Consider the following 21,057-nt stretch of genomic DNA (forward strand, 5'->3'; position numbering starts at 1 on the left):
AGACGCCGGCAGAAAGCGGGGCAGCGGCCGGAAAGCCGCTGCCGTAGTCGTGGGATCAGCGTGCCGCCCAGGCGTTGAAGCGTTGCTCCAGCTCTTCGCCGTAGTCGACCCAGAAGGCGGTATCCACAGCCAGTGCGCCTTGCATGTTTTCTTCATGGGTGGGCATGCGCCGCGCCTGCTCCTCATCGAGCTGGGCGATGGCGTCGGGATGCACCGGACCATAGGGAATTTCGCTGGAGTAGACGGCCTGGTTCTCGGGCTGGCTGGCGAAGGTGATGAAGTCGTAAGCTTCGTCGACATACTCGCTGCCCGACACGATAGCCCAGTAGTCGAGGTCGTAGATGCTCTCGTTCCAGACGATCTCCAGGTTGCTGCCCTCTTCCTGCGCGGCGGCAATGCGTCCGTTATAGGAAGAGGTCATGACCACGTCACCGGCAACCAGCCACTGGGGCGGCTGTGCACCTGCTTCCCACCACTGGATGTGCTCCTTGATCTCATCGAGCTTGGCGAAGGCGCGATCGACGCCTTCCGGCGATTCGAGTACCTCATAGACATCGCCGGCCGGCACACCATCGGCCATGAGCGCGAACTCCAGAGTGTACTTGGCGCCGCGGCGCAGGCCACGGGTGCCAGGGAACTGCTCCACGTCCCAGAAATCGACCCAGGAGGTAGGTGCGGTATCCAGCGCGTCGGCATCGTAGGCGAGCACCGTGGACCAGACGAAGGTACCCACGCCGCACTCATCGAAGGCAGCATCGATCAGCTCGTTGCCCAGGCCAAGTCGCCCCCAGTCGATGGGTTCGAACAGTCCTTCGAAACAACCGCGGACCAACTCGGGAGACTCCATCTCCACGAGGTCCCAGCTGACATTGCCGGTCTCGACCATGGCACGAATTCGCGAAAGCTCACCGTTGTAGTCCCCCGGCGTGAGGCTAATGCCCGTGCTCTCCTGGAAGGGGCCATAGTAGGCCTTCTGCATGGCATCGCCAGAAGCACCGCCGAAGGAGATGACGGTCAATGCCTGGGCACCGGTGGAAACGGCCAGCCCTGCCGTCAGCAGGCTGCCGATGGCAACGCTGCGGCCAAGGCGCGAAAGTGGGAATCGGCTGTGAGTCATATCTTTCTCCCGGTCACTAGGACCTTGTTGTTGGTATGAAGCATTGCCTGCACACGGCACGGCCAATGCAGTCATGAGGCGTCCAACGCGCGAACGTCCTCGTCTCGCCAGCCGAGCTCCACCACATCGCCCGACTGCATGCTGCTGGTGAAATCATCCACGGGGACGCGGGCGACGAAGTCGTCGTTGCCGGCAACTTCACACCGCACCCGCAGGTGGTCACCGAGGTAGATGAACTCTCGTACCCGGGCCTGCAAGCGATTGGGTAATTGCCGTGACGCACCATTGAGCTTGATGCGCTCGGGACGTATCGACAGACGAGTGGCATCGCCAGCCCTCAGGTTCGGACCGATCAGCGCACCGGTATTCAAACCCTCGCCGAAGTTGACCCGGCATTGGCGCCCTTCCACCGACTCGATGCGGCCAGGCAGGGTATTGTTTTCACCAATGAACTGAGCAACGAAAGCGTTCGCCGGGTATTCGTAGAGATTGCTGGGGGTGTCAATCTGCTGGATGATGCCGTCGTCGAATACCGCCACGCGATCTGACATGGTCAGTGCTTCACTCTGGTCATGGGTGACGAACACCACCGTCAGTCCGAGCTGCTCATGCAGTTGCTTGATCTCCAGTTGCATGTGCTCGCGCAGCTGCTTGTCGAGCGCACCGAGGGGCTCATCCATCAGTATCAGCTGCGGCTCGAAGACCAGGGCGCGCGCCAGGGCGACACGCTGCTGCTGTCCACCTGAAAGCTGTGTCGGGCGGCGCCGGGCGAATTCGCCCAATTTGATCATGTCGAGTATCTCGGCCACCTTGCGGTCGGCCTCGGCAACGGGCATCTTGCGCGTCTTGAGCGGGTAGCGGATGTTCTCTTCCACCGTCATATGGGGGAAGAGCGCATAGTTCTGGAAGACCATGCCAAAGTTGCGTTTGTGGGGAGGCACACTGTTGAGGCGCTGGGTGCCCAGGTAGATGTCGCCATTGGTGGGCACCTCGAAGCCCGCGAGCATCATTAGGCAGGTTGTCTTGCCGGAGCCGGAAGGCCCCAACAGGGTAACGAACTCCCCCTGATTGATGGTGAGGTTGAGATCCTTCACCACCAGGTTCTCGCCATCGAAGGTCTTCTGTACCGCTTCGAAACGAACCAGTGGTGACGCCGAGTGGGACGTCTCGCTAGTCTTGTTGTTTGGCATGGGTTCACCCGCGGTTAGAAATGGGTGCTGTGACGACAATAATTACCGACGTTCACAAGAAATATCCATATTCCACGCTATGCATCTACCAACCTTCCGTCAAGTATATTTCACATCATCTTTAGACGTAGACACTTTTTCCAGCGCCTGTCCTGACCATGCCACGCCGCTGGAAAATCCCGGCCGAAGCGTGTCGAACGGAGCCGCAAGACAAAGCGTCCTTTCCCACGTGCGCCCGCTAGCCTAGAGTGGAGTCATGTTACGCAGGAAATCAGGAGGCTAGCCCATGACGGCTCAAGACCGACCCTCGGTCATGGCAGGATCCGAGCGACGCGCTCAGCTGTCGCTATTCGCACGCAACTTCTTCAAGCACCCCCGCATGCTGGGCTCGATCATTCCCAGTTCACCCTATCTGGTGAGGCGATTGCTCGAACCGGTAGACTGGGAGCGCGCTCGTGTCATCGTCGAGTACGGTCCCGGCGTCGGCACGATCACCCGCGAGATCCTGAGTCGCTTGCATCCGGAAGCGACACTGGTGGTACTGGAGACCAACGAAGAATTCGTCGACTTCCTGCAGCGCTCCATTTTCGATCCCCGCCTGCAAATAATTAGTGGCTCTGCCGAAACGATCCAGGCAGAACTGGATCGACTCGGCCTGCCCGCCGCCGACTACGTGGTGGCGGGCATTCCCTTCAGCACCATGCCCGCGGAGGTACGCGAACGCATCCTCGAGGGAAGCCGGGAAGCACTGCTGCCGGAGGGGGCCATGCTGGTCTATCAATTTTCACCCAAGGTCCTGCCTGACTTGCGTCAGGTCTTCTCCGCCGTGGAGTGCGGCTTCGAGCCCATCAATATCCCACCGGCGAAAGTCTACTTCTGCCGCCCCTGACCCGGCCTCACACCGGGGCGGCATGTAAATGTGCGTCCCGGCTAGGCAACCCCTCCCTGTACACAACGGGCCACCGCTGTCACCGGTGCTGGTTCATGGCCGTCAATGGGAATATCCTCTAGAGTTTGCATACTCAGATGACCCGAACTGTACACAGGGAGAAAGAAATGCCCGGCTTGCTACCCGATGTCGATCCCGATGGCCTGCTCGAGTACTCGGTGGTTTATACCGACCGTTCGCTGAATCACATGTCACAGCGCTTTCAAGGCGTGATGCGAGACATTTCCACAACCCTCAAGGAAGTTTACCGGGCGCGTAGTGCCGTGATTGTACCCGGCAGCGGTACCTTCGGCATGGAAGCCGCGGCGCGCCAGTTCGCTACCGGCAAGCACTGCCTGATCGTGCGCAACGGCCAGTTCAGCTACCGCTGGTCACAGATCCTCGAAATGGGCGCCATTCCGGACTCCATCACGGTACTCAAGGCACGCCGAGTGGACCCGGCCGATCCACGGTCGCCCTTTGCCCCGGCGCCTATCGAGGAAGTCGAACGCACCATTTACGACGAGCGCCCTGCCGTCGTCTTCGCCCCTCACGTCGAGACTTCTGCCGGCATCCTGTTACCGGACGACTATCTCAAGCGTATCGCAGCAGCCGTGCATGCCGTGGGTGGACTCTTCGTCCTCGACTGTATCGCCTCCGGCACGCTCTGGGTGGATATGCGCGAGACGGGTGTCGACGTGTTGTTAAGCGCGCCCCAGAAGGGATGGAGCGGCCTGCCTTGCTGTGGCATGGTCATGCTCTCCGAACTGGCCCGGGAGCGGATCGAGGAAACCACCAGCACCAGCTTTGCCTGTGACCTGCGCAAGTGGCTCACCATCATGGAAACCTACGAGAACGGCGGCCACGCCTACCACGCCACCATGCCCACCGACGGCCTGGCACGACTTCGCGACATCATGGCGGAGACCGCCGCCTACGGCTTCGACAAGGTCCGCGAGGAGCAATGGGTGCTGGGTGAGGGTGTACGTTCGCTGATGGCCAAGTACGGCTTCCGCAGCGTGGCAGCTCCCGGGTTCGAGGCCCCCGGTGTCGTGGTCTACTACACCCGTGATACGAGCATCGTCGGCAAGTTTGCCGCCGCCGGTGTCCAGGTGGCGGGCGGGGTGCCGCTGATGTGTGACGAAGGCGAGGGCTATCAAGCCTTTCGCATCGGTCTGTTCGGCCTGGACAAGCTGCACCATCTCGAACGCAGCCTGGCCAGCCTGGAAGCTGCGCTCCGGCAGGTCGACTGACGGATACAGGCGACGATGAATGGAATGGATGAATCGAACGGGGCGGCCATGAGGCCGCCCCGTTTGTTCAGGGCGCTTGCCGGTCGCCCGCCGGGTCAGTAGCCGCCGACACCCCGAGGCACCATGCCCAGGTTATTCTCCACCGTCTTCACTCCCCTCATGTTCTCGGCAGCCACCTGCGCTGCCATCTTCTCTTCCTGACTTTCGACCAGCCCCCAGAGTTGCACCTCGCCATCGGTCACGATGACGTTGATACGGTCGACCCAGACTCCGGTATGTTCATCGATTTCCTTGATAATGGCGTCGCGGATCTCCCGGTCATCGGCAGTGACAGAAGGCTCACCCTCCCCGGTGTGGGCTGAAAAACCACGCAACAGATTGGCGCGACTGACGATACCGACGAGACGACCATCGCGAACCACCGGTACCCGCTTGATATGGTGACGTTCCAGCAGCTTGGCGATGCGTCGCAGTGACTCGTCTTCGGTGACGGTCACCGGCTTGGGGGTCATGATTTCGTGCGCCCTGCGCGCGTGGGACTTGATGTACTCACTGGCGTTGTTGGCGCCGGCGAAGATCGACTTCAGCCACCAGGACTTGCGCTGGTCGGTGCCGTTCTCGACCCGTCGCATCAGATCGCCCTCACTGACAATCCCCAGCACCTTCTGGTCCGCATCCACCACGGGCAGGGCGCTGATGTTGTTGTCCAGCAGCAACTGTGCGATTTCGCGAACATCGGCATCGGGCGATACGGTAATGACCTTTGCGGTCATGACATCAACGGCTTGCATAGTGGCATCTCCGAACAAGGAAAACGGGACGATATTATCAAGAATCTAGTCTGACACAGCGGCTCTCACAAACCACACTCTGACAGTTACATTAGCAGACAAGAATTTTCAGCGACTAGATGTGCAGCAACCCTCCTTTCATAAACCGATGCCGCCATGGCCTAAGCATCACTCCCCCTTCTCTCCACCTTCATGATGAACCTGCTCGACATCGACGATCCGGGAACGGCTCATGACGATCTTCCAGCGCTGAATGACGGGGCGGGTATTGACGCCCTCCTCACGTATGACCAGGTTAAGCAGATGACGTTTCTCGACCGACTCGTGGGTCACCTGTCCCTCCTTGAGGCGATAGACATGGTGCTCGCCCTTGTCCATCAGACGTGCCAGCAGCGATAGATCCAGCGACAGTGTTTCACGGGTCTTCTCATAGCCACTGAGAAAACGGGTGGGGGACATGCGTGAACTCGATCGATAGTGGAGCACCACCTCCTCGCGTTGTGCCACATTGCGCTTGCGCACCCTTTGGATATCTTCATCGAGCTTGCCGAATCGCTTGTAGTCGAACCATTCGAGCTGTCGCCCCACCAGCGCCCCGCTGGTGGCGTCCAGGTACTGGCGTCGCCACTTCGGACGACCCTTGCGCAACCAGCGCCACAGCGTATTGCGAAGGTCGTCCTTGAACACCTCGCGCATGGCATAGAGAACGGCTATCACCAGCACGAGCAGGGCCGTGATGTCACCGAGGGTGGCACGAGCCTGGAGCAGCCCCAGCGAAACGAAGATCATCACCACAGCCGTGGCCAGCCCCTTGACCGCCTTCTGCTCGCCACCACCCAGTTCCTGACTCTGCTGCTTCAGCGTCACCGGGTGTTCAATCAGCCGCCGCAGCAGCCGCATCTTGTTGGACATCCGGGTGGGATCATGGGTGACGCGTCGGGAGTTGTACTCCTCCTGCTCGCGATAGTCGCTCTCGGCAGTGCAGATCGCCAGCAGCCGCTTGCGAATCGAACGGAAGCCCTTGCCCCGAGGCAGGTTGGCCACCAGTGCCAGCAGCTGCTGCTCAGTGAACCAGGAAAGGTAATTGTCGATATTGGCGTAATACTTGTACAACTTCTCACTGCCGGGCCGGTTGCGACGCAGGCGGCGAAGTATGCCCTGGGCAAGTTCACACAGCTCCTCGAGCTGTTCACTCAGACGCACCGCAAGGGTCATCGTCTCTTCTGCTCGCTCACCCTCCGCAGCAGCCGGTTCGCCTTCAGCGACCGTCTCTTCCCGGCTGTCCTGGCGCTTTGCCTCCTCCTTCACTTTTCGAGCAGTGTCCAGCAGGGTCTGGGTTGAGCGCTCCAGTGCGATGACGTACTGGTAGGCGTAGAGGCTGAGGCTCAACCGGTACTGGTCACTGGTCAGCTTGCCACGGCTGGCCAGCCGACTGAGCACCAGCGGCAGGTGGTGTTTGTCGCTGTAATAGGTGCGCTTACTGTGAATGGCGCTGTGGTAGAAGGCCTCCTCGGAAATGACGTGAACGTTCAGTCCCAGCTCGCCAGGCACGAACAGGAAGACGTCCACTCGGTGCGAGGTCTCCTCCCGCAGTACGCGGGAAATCTTTAGATGGAAGCTATCCTTGCGCTCGACGGTGATCACGTCGTCGCTGCTCCTGGTACAGGGGCCGATGGGGGCCGTATCTGGCTTCGATGGTGGCCGAATCTGGTTTCACTGAATCTAGTTTCATAGTACGGCGGAACGTGGACTCCTTGCCACGGCTCCACCCAACGCCCTGCGCTGACGATACGCCTGTTCGTCAACGCATGGGGCATTATTCGGGGGAGGCCTTCTGAGGGCTCTTGTCACCCAGCGGGTCGGCGATACTCGCCTCGCCGGGCTCGCGCCCCTTGGCATCACGGAAGCGTCCCTGCATGCCGTTACCGCTCGACTCTGTCACGGCGGACATGTCATCGCCGGGGTGACCTTCCATGCTGACGCTGAGCCGTGGCATGCCCAGATCGATCTCCTGGGCCTCCATGCGTTGCTTGAGCAGCAGGTTGAAGGCACGTGACACGTCCCACTGCATGGCCGGCGCGGTACGAAGGCGCATGCGCAGCACCGCAGCACCCTCATCGAAGCGGTCGACACCCTGCATCTCCAGCGGCGACCATATATGGTGACGCATCATCGGGTCCTGGCGCAGCTCCTGGGCAGTGTCATGCATCAAGGTGATGGCACCGTCGATCTTCATGGTGTGCGGTATGCGGATGCGCATCAGCGCGATACCGAAATGCCGTGACATGTTGTGGATAGATTGGATGGCGCTGAAGGTGATGATATGCAGGATACCGTCCAGGTCTCGCAGCCTGACGGTGCGCAGGGTAAGCCCCTCGACGGTACCCATGTGACCATTGATCTGGACGAAGTCATCCACCGCCAGCGAATCCTCGATGATGATGAATATCCCGGTGATCAGGTCCTGAACCAGGGTCTGGGCACCGAAGCCCACCGCCAGGCCGATAACACCGGCACCGGCCAGCAACGGCGTGACGTTCACCCCCAGGTTGGCCAGCCCCACGATACCGGTAATGATGACGATGGTGGCGAAGATCACGTTGCGGATCATCGGCGTGATGGTCTGGGCTCGTGCCTGGTTGACCCGGCGGCCACGGGAACGCCCCGAGGAGACCAGTGCCCGCTGGATCGCGGTATCGGCAAATATCCACACCAACCACGCCAGCAGCACGGTGAAACCCAGCGCCAGCAGCGCCTGGCCGATACGCATGCCGGCCACCCCCTCCTGACCTATGCCGAACAACGAGCCACCCCACACCTGCAGCGAGAGTTCGACAAAGACGATCCAGGCAACCACATGCGAAAGCGCATATCCGAATCGTTCGAGGCGACGCTGGTACTCGCTGATGCGGCGCTTGGTGCGACGCTCGGCGTGGCGCTGAATCAAGCCAGTGATCACCAGCGTCAACACCAGTAGAGCGGCAGAGACGATCGAGCGGGCCAGTGCGGCACCGACATCGCCAACGGTGACAAAGATCGCCAACAGCGAGCCGACCACGATCAACAGTGCCGGCACATGCCACAGCCCACCGACGATACGCGCCAGCTCGATGGTGGTGCCGCCATCACGGCGTACTCGCCAGGAGCGATTGCGGATCAAGTGCTTTATCGGGCGCTTGAATTTGAAAATGAAGCGAATGCTGAGCATGGCCGCGAGCATATTGGCCAGCACCGAGCCTAGCGCCGCCAGCTCATCGCCCACCATCAGCGACAAGCGGGCCGAATTTAGCGCATCGCCAAGGGCGATCAGTGCACCGATCACGAACAGCATCCGCAGGGCACGCTGCTGCAGGATCAGCACCGCAATGAAACGATGCCCCCTGGTAAAGACCGATACCACGCTCTCCACGATCACCGACAGGGTGCGACCGCACAACGCCAGGTAGGCGACGATCACCGCCAGGGTTCGACCGGAGCTGGGCGGCAACACCTGGGCCAGGCCCATGATCAGGACGAAGGCGAGCGCCCAGGGCAGCATGCGCCGCAGAAAGTGCAGCGCCAGCACCCAGCCGCGCGGATCCCGCGGCAGATCGAGGGGTAGCCCACGCCTCACGAACAGCAGCCTGCCCAGGGCGATCAGGATAACCAGCAGCCCCACCCAGATCGCCAGCAACACGGCACTCTCGATCATGAACCGCGCCGTCTCAGCACTGCCGGTCTCGACCATCAAGTCACGGAGGTCCCCCCAGCCCTGCTCCAGCTGACGTCGCCAGTCGTCGATCGGCGATTCGCCCGCTTCTGCCTGCTCGCCCAATTCGCTGAACGTCTCCGCCAAGGCACCGAGCAGCCCCTGACGCTGTCCGCCGACCTCATCGGCCCGCTCTGCATGTACCTGCTGCAGCTCGCGAAGGCTCTCGAGCAGCGCCTCGCGCTGCTGGGCATCCTCAAGCGTGCCGATCACATCGTTAAGCGACTGCTGGAACGCCTCGGGGTCATGGGCCGCGGCATCTTCGCCTGCCCCCAGCCCGCCAAGCGGCAGGGTCTGTGCATTCAGCGGACCACCGAGGGCAAGGGCGAAAAAGGCAAACATGAGCGGCAACCAGATCCAGCTGCTGCCACCTCGCCTGACACTCGCCACCGCCTGAAAGAAACCACCTGGCATTACGTCTCCACTCCTTGTCCATGTTCGCGGTCCCGCCCTGTGACATCAGCCAGCCAGCACCGATTCCTCCGAGCCTGCTCAGCACTATGCTAGGCTGGCGGCCTAGATCGCGCGACTCGCACAGGATGCCTCCATGCTGCCTCAATCACCACCCACACCACAGAGTTACCAGGGTAGAACTCGACGTGTGGGTGTCGAAATCGAATTTGCCGGCCTACCACCCCAGGAAACCGCCAAGCTGGTACTCAACCTCTTCGGAGGCGAGATCAGTGTGGTGAGCCCCCATCGATTCAAGGTGGAAGGGACACGCTGGGGCACCTTCGTCATTGAGCTCGACACACAATATGCCCACCCCGATGCAAAGCTGCTCGAGGAAGTGCCGCGCATGGACAGCGAGTGGGAGCGGCAACGCCATCAGATGCGAGTGGATTTCCATAACCGGACACGTCAACTGATCGGCGATGTGGTCACCGGCCTGGTGCCGACTGAAATCGTCTGTCCACCAGTGCCCTGGGACGAGCTCGGCGAATTGGACGCTCTCTTCAAGGCGCTCTACAGCCATGGTGCCAAGGGCACCGATGCCAGCCTGCTCTATGGCTTCGGCCTGCACCTCAACCCCGAAGTGGCCAGACTGGACGTCGCTGACATTCTACGCCAACTTCGAGCTTACCTGCTGATGGCCGAGTGGCTGCGCCAAGAGATCGATATTGATATCACCCGCGAGGTGCTGCCCCATGCCAACCCCTTTCCCAAGCCCTACGCTCTCAAGGTGCTGGCTCTAGGCTATGCCCCGGATCTCGATGGCCTGATCGCCGACTATATCGAGTTCAACCCGACCCGCAACCGAGAGCTGGACCTCTACCCTCTGTTCGCCTATCTCAGGCCCGATTACCCGCACGAACTGCTCCACAACAAACTGGTCAAGGCGCGCCCGACCTTCCACTACCGCCTGCCCAATGCTCAGCTGTCACAGTTCGGCTGGGGTGCCGTAGTGGAATGGAATCGCTGGGTAGAAGTCGAGCGCCTCGCTGCCGACCATGACGAACTCACCAGGCGGGCCGAGGCCTACGTCATCTATCACACTCGGTCGCGGCTGACCCGCTGGGCTGGCAAGCTGCGAGACTGGATCCGGGAGGCCCGCACCCCCTCATGACCCGCCCCCTCATCGGAATCACGACCTCGGATTACAAAAGTCGCATCGCCTGGTGGTTCGATTGGTTCGCCGTATGGCGCCACGGAGGCCACCCGCTGAGGCTTTCGCCCTCGCGCCCGCAGCCAGCGCACCTCGACGGCCTGATCATCGGCGGCGGTGACGATATCCAGGCTCACCTCTACGGCGGTGAGGTCCAGCTCGATGTCCGGGTCGATCCTCAGCGGGACGAACTGGAACTGGAGCTCATCGAACGTTTCGTCCCCCTGGGCAAGCCGGTACTGGGTATCTGTCGGGGTGCCCAGCTGCTCAATGTGCATCTAGGTGGGACCCTTGATCCGGATATCTATACCACCCATGAAGGGCTGAAGCGGCGCCGCACCGTATTGCCCCGCAAGACGGTGGACATCGTCGCCGATAGCCAGCTGCATCGAATCCTCAAGGTAAGCTGGTGCCGGATCAACAGCCTTCACCACCAGGCCGTTCAGCGGACCGGGCCGGGCATTGAAATCGTGGCCCGCGATCGGGACGGCCTGGTCCAGGGCATCGAATCCCGGGAGCACGATTTTTTGATCGGCGTGCAATGGCATCCGGAGTGGTTGATCTTCAACCGGCCCCAGCAGCGACTAATTCATGCCCTGGTCGAGGCAGCCCGTCGCGGCATGTCCGCGCCTGAGCGCTTAATGAAAGCCGAATGATAGTCAAACGACAGCGGGCGCCTGACGGCGCCAGTCGCGATGGGAACCAGCGTTCCAACAAGGTTGGCGACTTCCTCACTGTAGGAGTAGCTTCAGCTCACGACTGGAGGCCGCAGGCCTCCCGGCGGTGTTGCCATGGGCTGGCGATCACCACTGACGCTGCCGCCTCAGCCGAGGCGCCTGTCGGCGCCAGTCGCGATGCGGAGCAGCGCTCCAACAAGGTTGGCGACTACCACCCTGTAGGAGAATCTTTAGATCACGACTGGAGGCCAAAGGCCTCCCGGCGGTGTTGCCGGCGCTGGCGATACCCAACAACCTTGCCGTCTCCGCCAAGGCGTCTGCTGAGCCTTATGCTTAATCAGGAAGCCGAACGACAGCGGCCACCCGAAGGTGGCCGCTGGCAGTCGTCATTGTCAGGGAGGTATCAATTTTCCAGCTTGGCATCCAGGGTGATTTCGGCATTCAGCAGCTTGGAGACCGGGCAGCCCGCCTTGGCCTTGTCGGCGGCCTCCTGGAAAGCGGCCTGATCGGCACCGGGGCTGCGCACCCGGGTATTGAGGTGGACGGCGCTGATGCTGAAACCACCATCGTCCTGGCTCAGCGTAACGGTCGCTTCGGTCTCGATCTTCTCGGGCTCGAGACCTGCCTCACCCATGATCATTGACAGCGCCATCGAATAGCAACTGGCGTGGGCCGCCCCGATCAGTTCTTCCGGATTGGCCCCCGGCTTGCCCTCGAAACGCTGGCCGAAATTGTAGGGCACCTCCTTGAGTGCACCGCTCTCGGTCGAAACCTGACCGCGTCCCTCTTTGAGACTACCCTGCCAGACAGCGCTAGCGGATTTCTTCATGCTCATGTCGACTCCTTGCGATGATGGGAACTGGTCAATTAAGAATGGCGAGAACGACAGAGGCTGCCGCCACCATCCCTCACCATAGCGCATGGGCTTGTCTTCGCCATCCCTTTTGCGCAATTACATGGAAATTATTTCCAAATACATCTCTTTGCCAGAATGCTGTTCAGATAGCGTTCTTGTCACGCAGCTTCGCCAGGTTGGCGGCCAGGTGAGCCGGTCCAAGGTGGCGCATCACCTCGATGTTGCGCTCGGGAATGGCCTCGGGGTCGGCATAGTGCGCCAGCACCTGTTCGAGGCTCGCCTCCCGCAGCAGGTGCAGCATCGGCCATGGGGAGCGATTGGTGTAGTTGGCAGGATCGTCAGGCTCGGCATCCTCGAAACAGTAGTCGGGATGGAAGCTGGCCAGCTGGTAGATGCCCGCATAGCCCTGATCGGCCATCAACGCCTCGGCGACGGCCAGGAAATCGAGATAGTCGTCGAAATCCCCCAGGCCATGTCGTAGCACCAGCAAAGTGGTCTCGATCGCCGGGATCTCGTCGAGGCGATGGCACTCCTCGATCAGCGCCAGCAAGGCAGGCTCCCACTCGCTGGCCTCCTCTTCCGTATAGCGAATCGTGTCACGGGCAAGTTCGCGCCCGGCGAAGGGGCAGACGTCGTGGGCGACCACGAAGCTCTCGACCCAGGTACGGGTCGCGGCAAGGGCGGGGCTGGTCGTGGTGGTCATGGCAGAGCTCGGCAGGTAAGGGAGTCCCATGGTCGAACGCGGCGACACGCAATGCAAAGCCAACGCGGCAATCAGTGGCTTTTTTCTTCACGCCTCGAGGCCAGCCGATCGGTCAGGCGCTTCTGCAGGGCAATGGCTTCCTCCGGGGTCAGATTCCAGTCATGCAGCGCTACGACGGACATGCTCGAGCCTCCTGATTCGTCCTTGCGTCTCGCGTAGACTGTCGCTTCCATGTCGCTGGTCACCATAGCAGGGAAGAGGCTCGATGAAACTGATCCACACCGCCGACTGGCACCTGGGCCAGACCTTCCACGGCCAGGAGCGCCATGTCGAGCATAGTGCCTTCCTCGACTGGCTGCTCCAGACCCTGGAGGCGCGAAAGCCCGACGCCCTGCTGGTCGCCGGCGATGTGTTCGATGTGGTCAACCCCTCCCTGCGCGCCCAGGAGCAGCTCTACGGCTTCATCGTCGAGGCGCACCGCCGCCTGCCACGGCTCGATATCGTGATGATCGCCGGCAACCACGACAGCGGCAGCCGCATCGAACTGCCCGGCCCGCTGATGCGTCGCCTCAATGCCCATGCCCTCGGCCGGGTCAGCTGGTGCGACGACGGCAGCCTCGACGCCGAGCGCCTGCTGGTGCCACTGACCGACGCCGACGGCGAGACACGCGCCTGGTGCCTAGCGCTGCCGTTCCTGCGCCCCGCAGAGGTCACCGGCAACCGACGCCAGAATGCCGCCGACGGCGAACACGAAGGCGACTATATCGCCGGCATCCAGCGCGTCCATCGTGAGCTGATCGACGCCGCCCGTCGGCAGCGCCGCCCGGGTCAGGCGCTGGTGGCCATGAGCCATGCTCATCTGCGCGGCGCCAAGGTCTCCGAACACAGCGAGCGGCCCATCGTGATCGGCGGCGAGGAGTCGATCTCGGCGGCGCTGTTTCCCGACGACATCGCCTACGTGGCACTGGGCCACCTGCACCGTCCGCAGCAGGTCGGCGAGCCGCGCATCCGCTACAGCGGCAGCCCCCTGCCGATGGACTTCAGCGAGGTGAACTATCCACACCAGGTGGTGGAGGTCACCCTCGAGGGCGAGTCACTGGTCGGCAGCGAGTCGATTGCCATTCCCCGCGCGGTGGAACTCCTGCGTGTCGGCCCCGCCCCCCTGGACCAGGTATTGACCGAGCTGGAGGCCCTGCCACGTGAAGGACAAGAAGCGCTGCCGGAGCAGGAAGAGGAGCATGAAGCCTCGGCCGAGAGCACCCTTCCCCGCGAGCGCTGGCCCTGGCTCGAGGTGCGCGTCGACCTCGACGCTCCACGCCCCGACCTGCGCCACCGTATCGAGACGGCGCTGGCCGACTGCCCGGTGCGCCTGCTGCGTATCCACACCCGCTTTCCCGCCGCTACCGGCACCGGCCATGAGGCACGGGTAACGCTGGAAAGCCTGGGCCCCCGCGCCCTGTTCGAACGTGCCTGGCAGGAGAGCTACGGCGCAATGCCGGACGCCGACACCCTGCGCGACTTCGACGCCCTGTGCCAGGAAGTGCTGCATCACACGTCACCCGAGGAGGAAGGCACGCCATGAAGATCCTTGCCATTCGCCTCGAGAACCTCGCTTCCCTGGCCGGCAGCCACGAGCTGGACTTTACTCAGCCGCCGCTGGCCGACGCCGGTCTCTTTGCCATCACCGGCCCCACCGGCGCCGGCAAGAGCACCCTGCTCGACGCCCTCTGCCTGGCGCTCTACGGCAATACCCCGCGGCTGCGTGGGGCACGCCAGGACCAGACGCGCCTGCCCGACGTCGGCGACAGCGACGTGACCAGCTTCGACCCGCGCACCCTGCTGCGTCGCGGTGCGGCTGGCGGCTACGCCGAGGTCGATTTCCTCGGCCGGGATGGCCATCGCTATCGCGCACGCTGGGCGGTGCGCCGGGCACGCGACAAGGCCGAAGGCCGCCTGCAGGCGGCGGAGCAATCGCTCACCAACCTCGAGGACGGGCGTCTTCTCACCGCACAGAAGCGGGAGTTCGACCGCCTCCTGCCCGAGGTGCTGGGGCTCAGCTTCGAGCAGTTCACCCGTGCCGTGCTGCTGGCCCAGAGCGAATTTTCCGCCTTCCTCAAGGCCGACGACAACGACCGCAGCGACCTGCTGGAGCGCCTGACCGGCACCACCGAGTACTCCGCCATCTCCATGGCCGCCTATCGCCGCGCCAAGGAGGCGAAGGGCGTCGTCGATGCCCTGCAGGCCAGGCTGGCCGACGATCTGCCCGCGGCCCCTGAGCTGCGAACCGAGCTGGAACACGACTCCGAGACCACCCAGCAAGCCCTCACTCACCTGCAAAGGCAGGAGGAGTCGCTCAAGGCACTGCAGCGCTGGCACAGCGACGACGCCCACCTCAAGGCGGCCCATGTCGAGGGATTGGACCAGCAGCAGGCAGCCGACACCCATTGGCAAGCGCTGGCTGAGCAGCGTGCCGACCACCAGTGGCGCCGCCTGATGGCTCCCCACCGCCAGGACCTCTCCCGTCAGGCCCGCCTGCCCGGGCTGATCGCCGAGGCAGAGCATGCCCGCGACACCACCCGCCAGGCCCTGGCTCGGGCCCAGCAGGAGGCACAGGACGCTACCGGCCTCCACCGCCAGGCCGCCCTGGCCCTGGAGGCGGCCAACGAAGCGCGCCGCAAGGCCGAGCCCGACCTGAACCATGCACGTGAACAGCACCACGCCCTGACCCAGCGGCGGCGCGAACTGGCTGAGCTGACTGCCGAATGCGAGCGTGCTCGGGAGCAGGCCGCTCGGCACCGCGAGCAGCACCGCCAGGAGCATGAAAAGCAGCAGCAGCGGCTCGAGCAGCAGCGCCAGTGGCAGGCCACCCTGGCCGAATTGATGGGGTGCCACACCTACCAGCCTGCCGCCCGCCAGGCCATTCAGCAGGCCCACGACAGGGCCGCCAGCCGCCAGCTGGCCCTGGGCGAACTGCAGGGCGTCTGGCGCGAATATCACGAGGCCGAGCGCGCTCATCGGCAGCGCGAAACGCGCCTTGCCGAAGCCCATGAATGCCTGGAGGTGCTGACCCGGGAGGGTCAGGCCGCCCGCCAGCGCCTGGAAGCGCGAAAGTCACACCACGACAGCCTGAGCGCCTTTATCGAACGGGCCCGGGCCGCCCGGAGCGACAGCGTGGTGATGCTTCGTGAAGGCCTGCAGGAAGGCGAGCCCTGTCCGGTATGCGGTGGGCGCGACCACCCCTGGCGCCAGCATCCCCCTGCCACCCCCGAGGCGGCCCAGCTCGCCGCCCAACAGGCCGAAGAGGAGCGCGAGCTCGATGACGCCCGGAAAAACTGCGAGCAGGCACTGAATGCCCACCAGGAGCTGCAGGCGCAGTACAAGGTGGTGCGGGATACCCTGCAGCAGCACCAGAACGAGCAGCCGGCAGGACAGGCGCGTCTTCAAGCGGCTCGCCGGGCACTCGATACCCACCCGTTGACGGAGGAACTGACCCCCGTGGCGGCGGACGAGCGTGACGCCTGGCTGAACCTGCAGCGCCAGAACAGCAGCAACGAGCGCCATACCCACCAGGCCACCCTTGAACGGCTCCATCGCGCCGAGGCCGAACTGGCACCGCTGGAGGAGTCGCTGCGCCAGGGTGAGCTGGCGCTGACGCGCCTGACGACCGAGAAGACCAACGCCGAGGCACGGCTGGCCGACCTGGACGCACGCCGCCCCGCCCTGCAGCGCCAGCATGACGAGACCGCCGCCGCCCTGCGCACCCTGCTCGGCGACTACGCCACGCCAGAGGCCTGGCAGCAACGACTCGACCACACCGAGACCCAGGCCCGTCAGGCCCTGGATGCCGCCTTAAGCCGCCAACATGCTGCTGAACGAAAGCTGCAGCGCCTGACTCAGCTACTCGACCACCAGGAGCAGCAGCTCGGCACCTTGCAGCAAGAGAGCGACCAGCTCGCCCGCTCACTCGGCGAGTGGCGCCAGGCGCACCCCGAGCTGGACGACACCACCCTCGCCCGCCTGCTGGCCCAGCCTCAGGAGGAAGCCGACCGCTACGAAGCCCGGCTGCAGGCAGCGGACGAGGCCAGACAGCGCGCCGCCGCCACCCTGGCCGAACGCCGCACCGCCCTGCTTCGCCACCGCCGCGCCCAGGGGCTGGCCGATGACGAAAGCGACGAAGAGCTACTGGGCGAAGCGTGCGAAGCGAGGATCGCCAGACGCCGGGAAGCCCTGGCCGCTGAACGGGAAGCCCTTGAGCCCGGACTGCAGGAGGCCCAACGAAGGCGGGACGACGCCGTTCACGCCCTGCGCGACGACGACCGCCGCCGGGCACGCCAACAGGCTGGCCAGGCCGAACTGGAAGCGGCGCGCACCGAGCATCACCGCTGGGGGCGCATCAGCGAACTGATCGGATCCGCCGACGGCAAAGCCTTCCGCCGCATCGCCCAGGCCTACAACCTGGAACTGCTGCTCGACCACGCCAACGCCCACCTGGCCAACCTCGCCCCACGCTATCGCCTGGCGCGGGGCGGCAGCCCGCTGGGCATGCTGGTCATCGATCATGACATGGGCGACGAGCAGCGCTCCGCGCACTCCCTCTCCGGCGGCGAAACCTTCCTCGTCTCCCTGGCACTGGCCCTGGGCCTGGCCTCGATGGCCTCGGGTAACCTGGTGATCGAGTCGCTGTTCATCGACGAAGGCTTCGGCAGCCTCGACCCGCAGTCGCTGGCACTCGCCATGGACGCCCTCGACGGCCTGCAGGCCCAGGGACGGCGCGTCGGCGTGATCTCTCACATCCAGGAGATGCATGAACGCATACCGGTGCAGATTAAGGTGGAGCCGCTGGGCAACGGCGCCAGCCGGGCAAGACTGGTGAGTGCTTGAAGAGAATAGCTCGGTGCGCCGGGAGTTGACCCGGCAGCCGACTCACTTCCTCCAACTCCCTACCCCGATAGACATTTTTCAATATGCATCAGGACAATTGCAATCAACTTAGCTTTCTTGTGACCGTGCAGTGGCACACATCACCGTCAATGCTATCAATGCGAACAACAACTGGGCGATCCTCAGCCGGATCTTCGGTAAACAGGAGCCAGCTATTGGAATCGAGCCCCCGGACATATTCCCTGCCCACCTCAGGCTCCTTCACCTGATCAGTACCAATCTTTGTGGTCATGCCAACCTCAAGACGTCTTATATCTTGCATGGGCTTCTCCTATATCAAAGAAAACAGAACAACACCTGCCAAGGCCGGCTCGGTGCGTCTTCGTGCTACCACCACCATACCTTGAAACCAGCGCGATGAGGGGGCCAGCAGCAAACGCCTTGCATGGTAATCGGCTATATTTTTCGGCTTCTTCGTCGCTGGTTGTGGAATTCGGCCCATGAGCTGGACCAGGGTGGGGCGCCATCCTCGGACGAGTCAGTGGGGCGTCATTCCCGGACTATGTTGCATTGCACAAAAATTCCTGTTATTGTGCAATGCAGCATAACGGAAATCTCCCGTTCCATCGCATTCAGAACCCCGGAGGTTCTCATCATGACCAACGCATTCGCATTCGACGCCAAGCAATTTGACACCGCCCAGCTTGAGTCCGTTTTCTTCGCCCCGGCGCGCGCCTTCGCCGCCCTCTCCGTCGACTTCACCGAAAAGCTGATCAATACCCAGCTTGAGGCCACCAAAGCCTATGCCGACATCAACCTGACGCAACTGCGCAGCCTGACAGAGGTCAAGGACGCCGAAGGCCTGAAGAGCTATCTGGAAGGCCAGCAGCAGGTGGTCCAGGACCTGACTGAGCGCCTGAAGGGCGATGCCGAGAAGGTAGTAACCCTGCAGCAGGAATTCGCTCAGGAAAGCCAGAAGCTGACCGAAAACAGCGTCGAGCAGGCCAAGGAAAGCGCCAAAGAGACTACCGAGACCGCCACCAAGGCCGTCAAGGAAGCCACTCCCAAGGCCAAGTAAGCCTTTGCCCCCGCCGGGGGCCACGATGACGCCACATCCCAGGCCGCCGATCCATGATCGGCGGCCTGTTTTCGATCGGGGGGTAGCAGATCGCAAGTTCCGCGAAACGACGCGGCTGGCTCGGCTATGCTGGATGAGTCAGGTAAAACTCGAGGGAGGCGTCATGAGGGGATTTGCATTGCACGGCATGCGTTACCTGGGCCTGGTGCTGCTGTTGGCGCTTGCCAGCACGGCGCTGGCAGACGAAGTCAACTGGCCGCGGATGGCCGAGTCGGCGGACGGAGTACCGATTGCCTACGAGGTGCAGGGCAGCGGCGAACCGACGCTCGTCTTCATTCATGGCTGGGGCTGCGACGGGCGGTACTGGCGCGGGCAGCTACCGTACTTTTCGCAGACTCATAGAGTGGTGACGCTCGACCTTGCCGGGCACGGCCACTCTGGCCTGGAGCGTGAGTCCTTCACTACGCCGGCCTTCGGGGAGGACATGAAGGCGGTACTGGACGACCTGGAAGTGGAACAGGCGATCCTCATCGGACACTCCATGGGCGGGCCGATCAGCGTGGAAGCGGCACGCCTGTTGCCGGAGCGCGTGATCGGAATCGTCGGCGTCGACACCTTCCACCAAGTGGCTGCGGAGATCAGTCAGGAGCAGCGCGACGGGACGCTGGACCCGCTACAGCAAGACTTTGCACCGGCCGCGAGCCAGTTCGTGGCATCGATGTTCATCGAGAGCACCGACCCCAAGCTCCGCGACTGGGTCATGCATGACATGGCGGCCGCTCCGCCGGAGGTGGCCATCAGTGCCATGGAAGCTATGCTGGCGCGGCATGCCGATGGTGAAGCGGCACGGCATTTCAGGGAGCTGACGATACCCGTGATGGCGATCAACTCCGACCTGTGGCCGACCGACACCGAAGCCAACCGGCAGTTGCTGCCCGAGTTCGACGCCGTGATCATGGAAGATACCGACCACTTCCTGCACATGGCCAGGCCGGAGGCCTTCAACCGTGAGCTGGAACGGATGATCGGCACACCACCATGAGACAGCCGAGGGGGCCAGGTCCAGAGCCAGCAGAGCTCGCTGGCAAGAATGTTAGCTACCAGGCTGGAAAGTTTCATAGCACCACGCTACAAGATACGACATCCAACCTTGCCGAACGAACACTATGCGCATATCTTATGCGCATAGTCCCTGCGAGGCCATTTCAATGAGCCAGCCCTACGATGTACAAGCCCCTAAGAAGGCCACCAACGTGAGCATCAACAGCGACCTGCTTCAGCAGGCGAGGCATCTCGGGGTCAACCTGTCAGCGACGTTCGAAAACGCCCTATCTGAAAAGGTGCGTGCGGAGCAGCGCGAGCGGTGGCGGCGAGAAAACGCTGACGCCATCAGTGCCTACAATCAATACACGGAGGAGCACGGCACCTTCGGTGATAACGAGCGGCAATTCTGATGACCCAGTTCCACGCCTACCAGAACCGCAACCCGGCCTCGCGTGAACGTTACCCCTACCTTCTCGATATCCAGAGTGACTTGCTTGGCGAACTCCGAACGACCGTGGTCGTACCTCTTTGCCCTGCCGACCTAGCCGAAAACATGCGCCTTTCTTATCTGAATCCAAGCCTCGAAATCGACGGCAGGCGCTATGTCGCCATGACACAGGAGCTTGCAGGTATCGAAAGGAAACGTCTCGGCAAAGCCGTTCATGATCTTGGCAGCTATAGAGAGCAGATAATTGCTTCCATCGATTTCCTTATGTCAGGCATCTGATGCGATCAGCGAGTGCGCCATCGCTACCGAAGGTGCCTTCCCTCCACCCGGTCTCTCACCTCCGCCCAGCATCATGCCCAGGCCCGCGACCACGACGACCAAGGCGTCATAGGCCACGGCACCGGACGTAGAGTACACCCCCACCAACACGCCGACGTGGCGCACCACCAGATAGACGCCAATCAGGAAGGTACCGGCCCGCACCAGGTCGTCATCCTTGACACGAACCTCGCCATCGCCATGCAGCCTGCCCGCCAGGCGGCCGGCGAAGCACCACAGCAATACGCCCCCCACCATTGGCACGGCCACCGTGGCAATCAGCATCGGTAACATCGCCGCAGACCAGAACTCGCTGCCCATGGGCCCGATCAGCGCTGGTAGCACCGAGAACAGTGTCTTCAGAAAGAGGTAAAGGCCCAGCACTCGGATCAGCAGGATGGAAAAGGGCTTCATGGCGT

19 protein-coding genes are annotated in these 21,057 nt (G+C 62.7%); 10 read left to right on the forward strand and 9 right to left on the reverse strand.

Annotated elements, in window-relative coordinates; all coding sequences use genetic code 11:
- Window positions 1-55: 55 nt before the first annotated feature.
- Window positions 56-1,117, reverse strand: coding sequence for an ABC transporter substrate-binding protein (locus DU490_RS04245; protein ID WP_114573095.1), 1,062 nt, complete (start codon window positions 1,115-1,117; stop codon window positions 56-58).
- Window positions 1,118-1,188: 71 nt separating this feature from the next.
- Window positions 1,189-2,307 (reverse strand): ABC transporter ATP-binding protein, encoded by a 1,119-nt coding sequence (locus DU490_RS04250; RefSeq protein ID WP_114573096.1) that lies wholly within the window; start codon window positions 2,305-2,307, stop codon window positions 1,189-1,191.
- Between the two features lie 286 nt (window positions 2,308-2,593).
- Here DU490_RS04250 and DU490_RS04255 point away from each other — a divergent pair, with 286 nt between their 5' ends.
- Both DU490_RS04255 and DU490_RS04260 read left to right on the forward strand, forming a co-directional pair.
- Window positions 2,594-3,196 carry a class I SAM-dependent methyltransferase gene (locus DU490_RS04255; RefSeq protein WP_114573097.1) on the forward strand — a complete coding sequence of 201 codons (603 nt, stop codon included), beginning with the start codon at window positions 2,594-2,596 and terminating at the stop codon, window positions 3,194-3,196.
- 167 nt (window positions 3,197-3,363) lie between these two features.
- On the forward strand, window positions 3,364-4,488 hold the full coding sequence (locus tag DU490_RS04260) for an aminotransferase class V-fold PLP-dependent enzyme (RefSeq protein ID WP_114573098.1): 1,125 nt from the start codon (window positions 3,364-3,366) through the stop codon (window positions 4,486-4,488).
- A gap of 95 nt (window positions 4,489-4,583) precedes the next feature.
- Here DU490_RS04260 and DU490_RS04265 read toward each other — a convergent pair whose 3' ends face one another.
- The 3 genes from DU490_RS04265 to DU490_RS04275 all read right to left on the reverse strand — a co-directional run bounded on the left by DU490_RS04265 (window position 4,584) and on the right by DU490_RS04275 (window position 9,369).
- Window positions 4,584-5,279 carry a CBS domain-containing protein gene (locus DU490_RS04265; protein ID WP_114573099.1) on the reverse strand — a complete coding sequence of 232 codons (696 nt, stop codon included), beginning with the start codon at window positions 5,277-5,279 and terminating at the stop codon, window positions 4,584-4,586.
- Window positions 5,280-5,447: 168 nt separating this feature from the next.
- Window positions 5,448-6,923, reverse strand: coding sequence for a hypothetical protein (locus DU490_RS04270; RefSeq protein WP_114573100.1), 1,476 nt, complete (start codon window positions 6,921-6,923; stop codon window positions 5,448-5,450).
- 172 nt (window positions 6,924-7,095) lie between these two features.
- Window positions 7,096-9,369, reverse strand: coding sequence for a mechanosensitive ion channel domain-containing protein (locus DU490_RS04275; protein ID WP_114573125.1), 2,274 nt, complete (start codon window positions 9,367-9,369; stop codon window positions 7,096-7,098).
- Window positions 9,370-9,574: 205 nt separating this feature from the next.
- On the opposite strand from DU490_RS04275, the gene DU490_RS04280 reads away from it, so the two are divergent.
- Together DU490_RS04280 and DU490_RS04285 are read left to right on the forward strand one after the other, a co-directional pair.
- The gene (locus DU490_RS04280; RefSeq protein ID WP_114573101.1) at window positions 9,575-10,594 is read left to right on the forward strand and encodes an amidoligase family protein; all 1,020 of its coding nucleotides are present in this window, start codon (window positions 9,575-9,577) and stop codon (window positions 10,592-10,594) included.
- On the forward strand, window positions 10,591-11,289 hold the full coding sequence (locus tag DU490_RS04285) for a gamma-glutamyl-gamma-aminobutyrate hydrolase family protein (RefSeq protein ID WP_114573102.1): 699 nt from the start codon (window positions 10,591-10,593) through the stop codon (window positions 11,287-11,289). The genes DU490_RS04280 and DU490_RS04285 overlap by 4 nt, the downstream gene beginning before the upstream one ends.
- 424 nt (window positions 11,290-11,713) lie before the next feature.
- On the opposite strand, the gene DU490_RS04290 is transcribed toward DU490_RS04285, so the two are convergent.
- Together DU490_RS04290 and DU490_RS04295 are read right to left on the reverse strand one after the other, a co-directional pair.
- Window positions 11,714-12,145 carry an OsmC family protein gene (locus tag DU490_RS04290; RefSeq protein ID WP_114573103.1) on the reverse strand — a complete coding sequence of 144 codons (432 nt, stop codon included), beginning with the start codon at window positions 12,143-12,145 and terminating at the stop codon, window positions 11,714-11,716.
- 163 nt (window positions 12,146-12,308) lie between these two features.
- Window positions 12,309-12,869 carry a DUF1415 domain-containing protein gene (locus tag DU490_RS04295; protein WP_114573104.1) on the reverse strand — a complete coding sequence of 187 codons (561 nt, stop codon included), beginning with the start codon at window positions 12,867-12,869 and terminating at the stop codon, window positions 12,309-12,311.
- Window positions 12,870-13,134: 265 nt separating this feature from the next.
- Here DU490_RS04295 and DU490_RS04300 point away from each other — a divergent pair, with 265 nt between their 5' ends.
- Both DU490_RS04300 and DU490_RS04305 read left to right on the forward strand, forming a co-directional pair.
- Window positions 13,135-14,451: an exonuclease SbcCD subunit D C-terminal domain-containing protein gene (locus tag DU490_RS04300; RefSeq protein WP_114573105.1), complete on the forward strand. Its 1,317-nt coding sequence runs from the start codon at window positions 13,135-13,137 to the stop codon at window positions 14,449-14,451.
- Window positions 14,448-17,750 (forward strand): AAA family ATPase, encoded by a 3,303-nt coding sequence (locus tag DU490_RS04305; protein WP_114573106.1) that lies wholly within the window; start codon window positions 14,448-14,450, stop codon window positions 17,748-17,750. The genes DU490_RS04300 and DU490_RS04305 overlap by 4 nt, the downstream gene beginning before the upstream one ends.
- Before the next feature lie 103 nt (window positions 17,751-17,853).
- Here DU490_RS04305 and DU490_RS04310 read toward each other — a convergent pair whose 3' ends face one another.
- Window positions 17,854-18,072: a hypothetical protein gene (locus DU490_RS04310; RefSeq protein WP_027962492.1), complete on the reverse strand. Its 219-nt coding sequence runs from the start codon at window positions 18,070-18,072 to the stop codon at window positions 17,854-17,856.
- A 333-nt stretch (window positions 18,073-18,405) separates the two neighbouring features.
- On the opposite strand from DU490_RS04310, the gene DU490_RS04315 reads away from it, so the two are divergent.
- The 4 genes from DU490_RS04315 to DU490_RS04330 all read left to right on the forward strand — a co-directional run bounded on the left by DU490_RS04315 (window position 18,406) and on the right by DU490_RS04330 (window position 20,599).
- Complete coding sequence (locus DU490_RS04315) at window positions 18,406-18,828, forward strand: phasin family protein (protein WP_114573107.1); 423 nt, start codon at window positions 18,406-18,408, stop codon at window positions 18,826-18,828.
- A gap of 163 nt (window positions 18,829-18,991) precedes the next feature.
- Window positions 18,992-19,870, forward strand: a complete 879-nt coding sequence (locus DU490_RS04320) for an alpha/beta fold hydrolase (protein WP_181869954.1) — start codon at window positions 18,992-18,994, stop codon at window positions 19,868-19,870.
- Between the two features lie 166 nt (window positions 19,871-20,036).
- Window positions 20,037-20,282, forward strand: coding sequence for a type II toxin-antitoxin system CcdA family antitoxin (locus DU490_RS04325; protein ID WP_114573109.1), 246 nt, complete (start codon window positions 20,037-20,039; stop codon window positions 20,280-20,282).
- Window positions 20,282-20,599, forward strand: a complete 318-nt coding sequence (locus tag DU490_RS04330) for a CcdB family protein (protein WP_114573110.1) — start codon at window positions 20,282-20,284, stop codon at window positions 20,597-20,599. The genes DU490_RS04325 and DU490_RS04330 overlap by 1 nt, the downstream gene beginning before the upstream one ends.
- On the opposite strand, the gene DU490_RS04335 is transcribed toward DU490_RS04330, so the two are convergent.
- Window positions 20,588-21,052 (reverse strand): hypothetical protein, encoded by a 465-nt coding sequence (locus tag DU490_RS04335; RefSeq protein WP_114573111.1) that lies wholly within the window; start codon window positions 21,050-21,052, stop codon window positions 20,588-20,590. The two genes, DU490_RS04330 and DU490_RS04335, sit on opposite strands and share 12 nt — an antisense overlap.
- Window positions 21,053-21,057 lie beyond the last annotated feature (5 nt).

This window comes from Halomonas sp. DQ26W (genome assembly GCF_003339685.1).
GTDB lineage: Bacteria > Pseudomonadota > Gammaproteobacteria > Pseudomonadales > Halomonadaceae > Halomonas.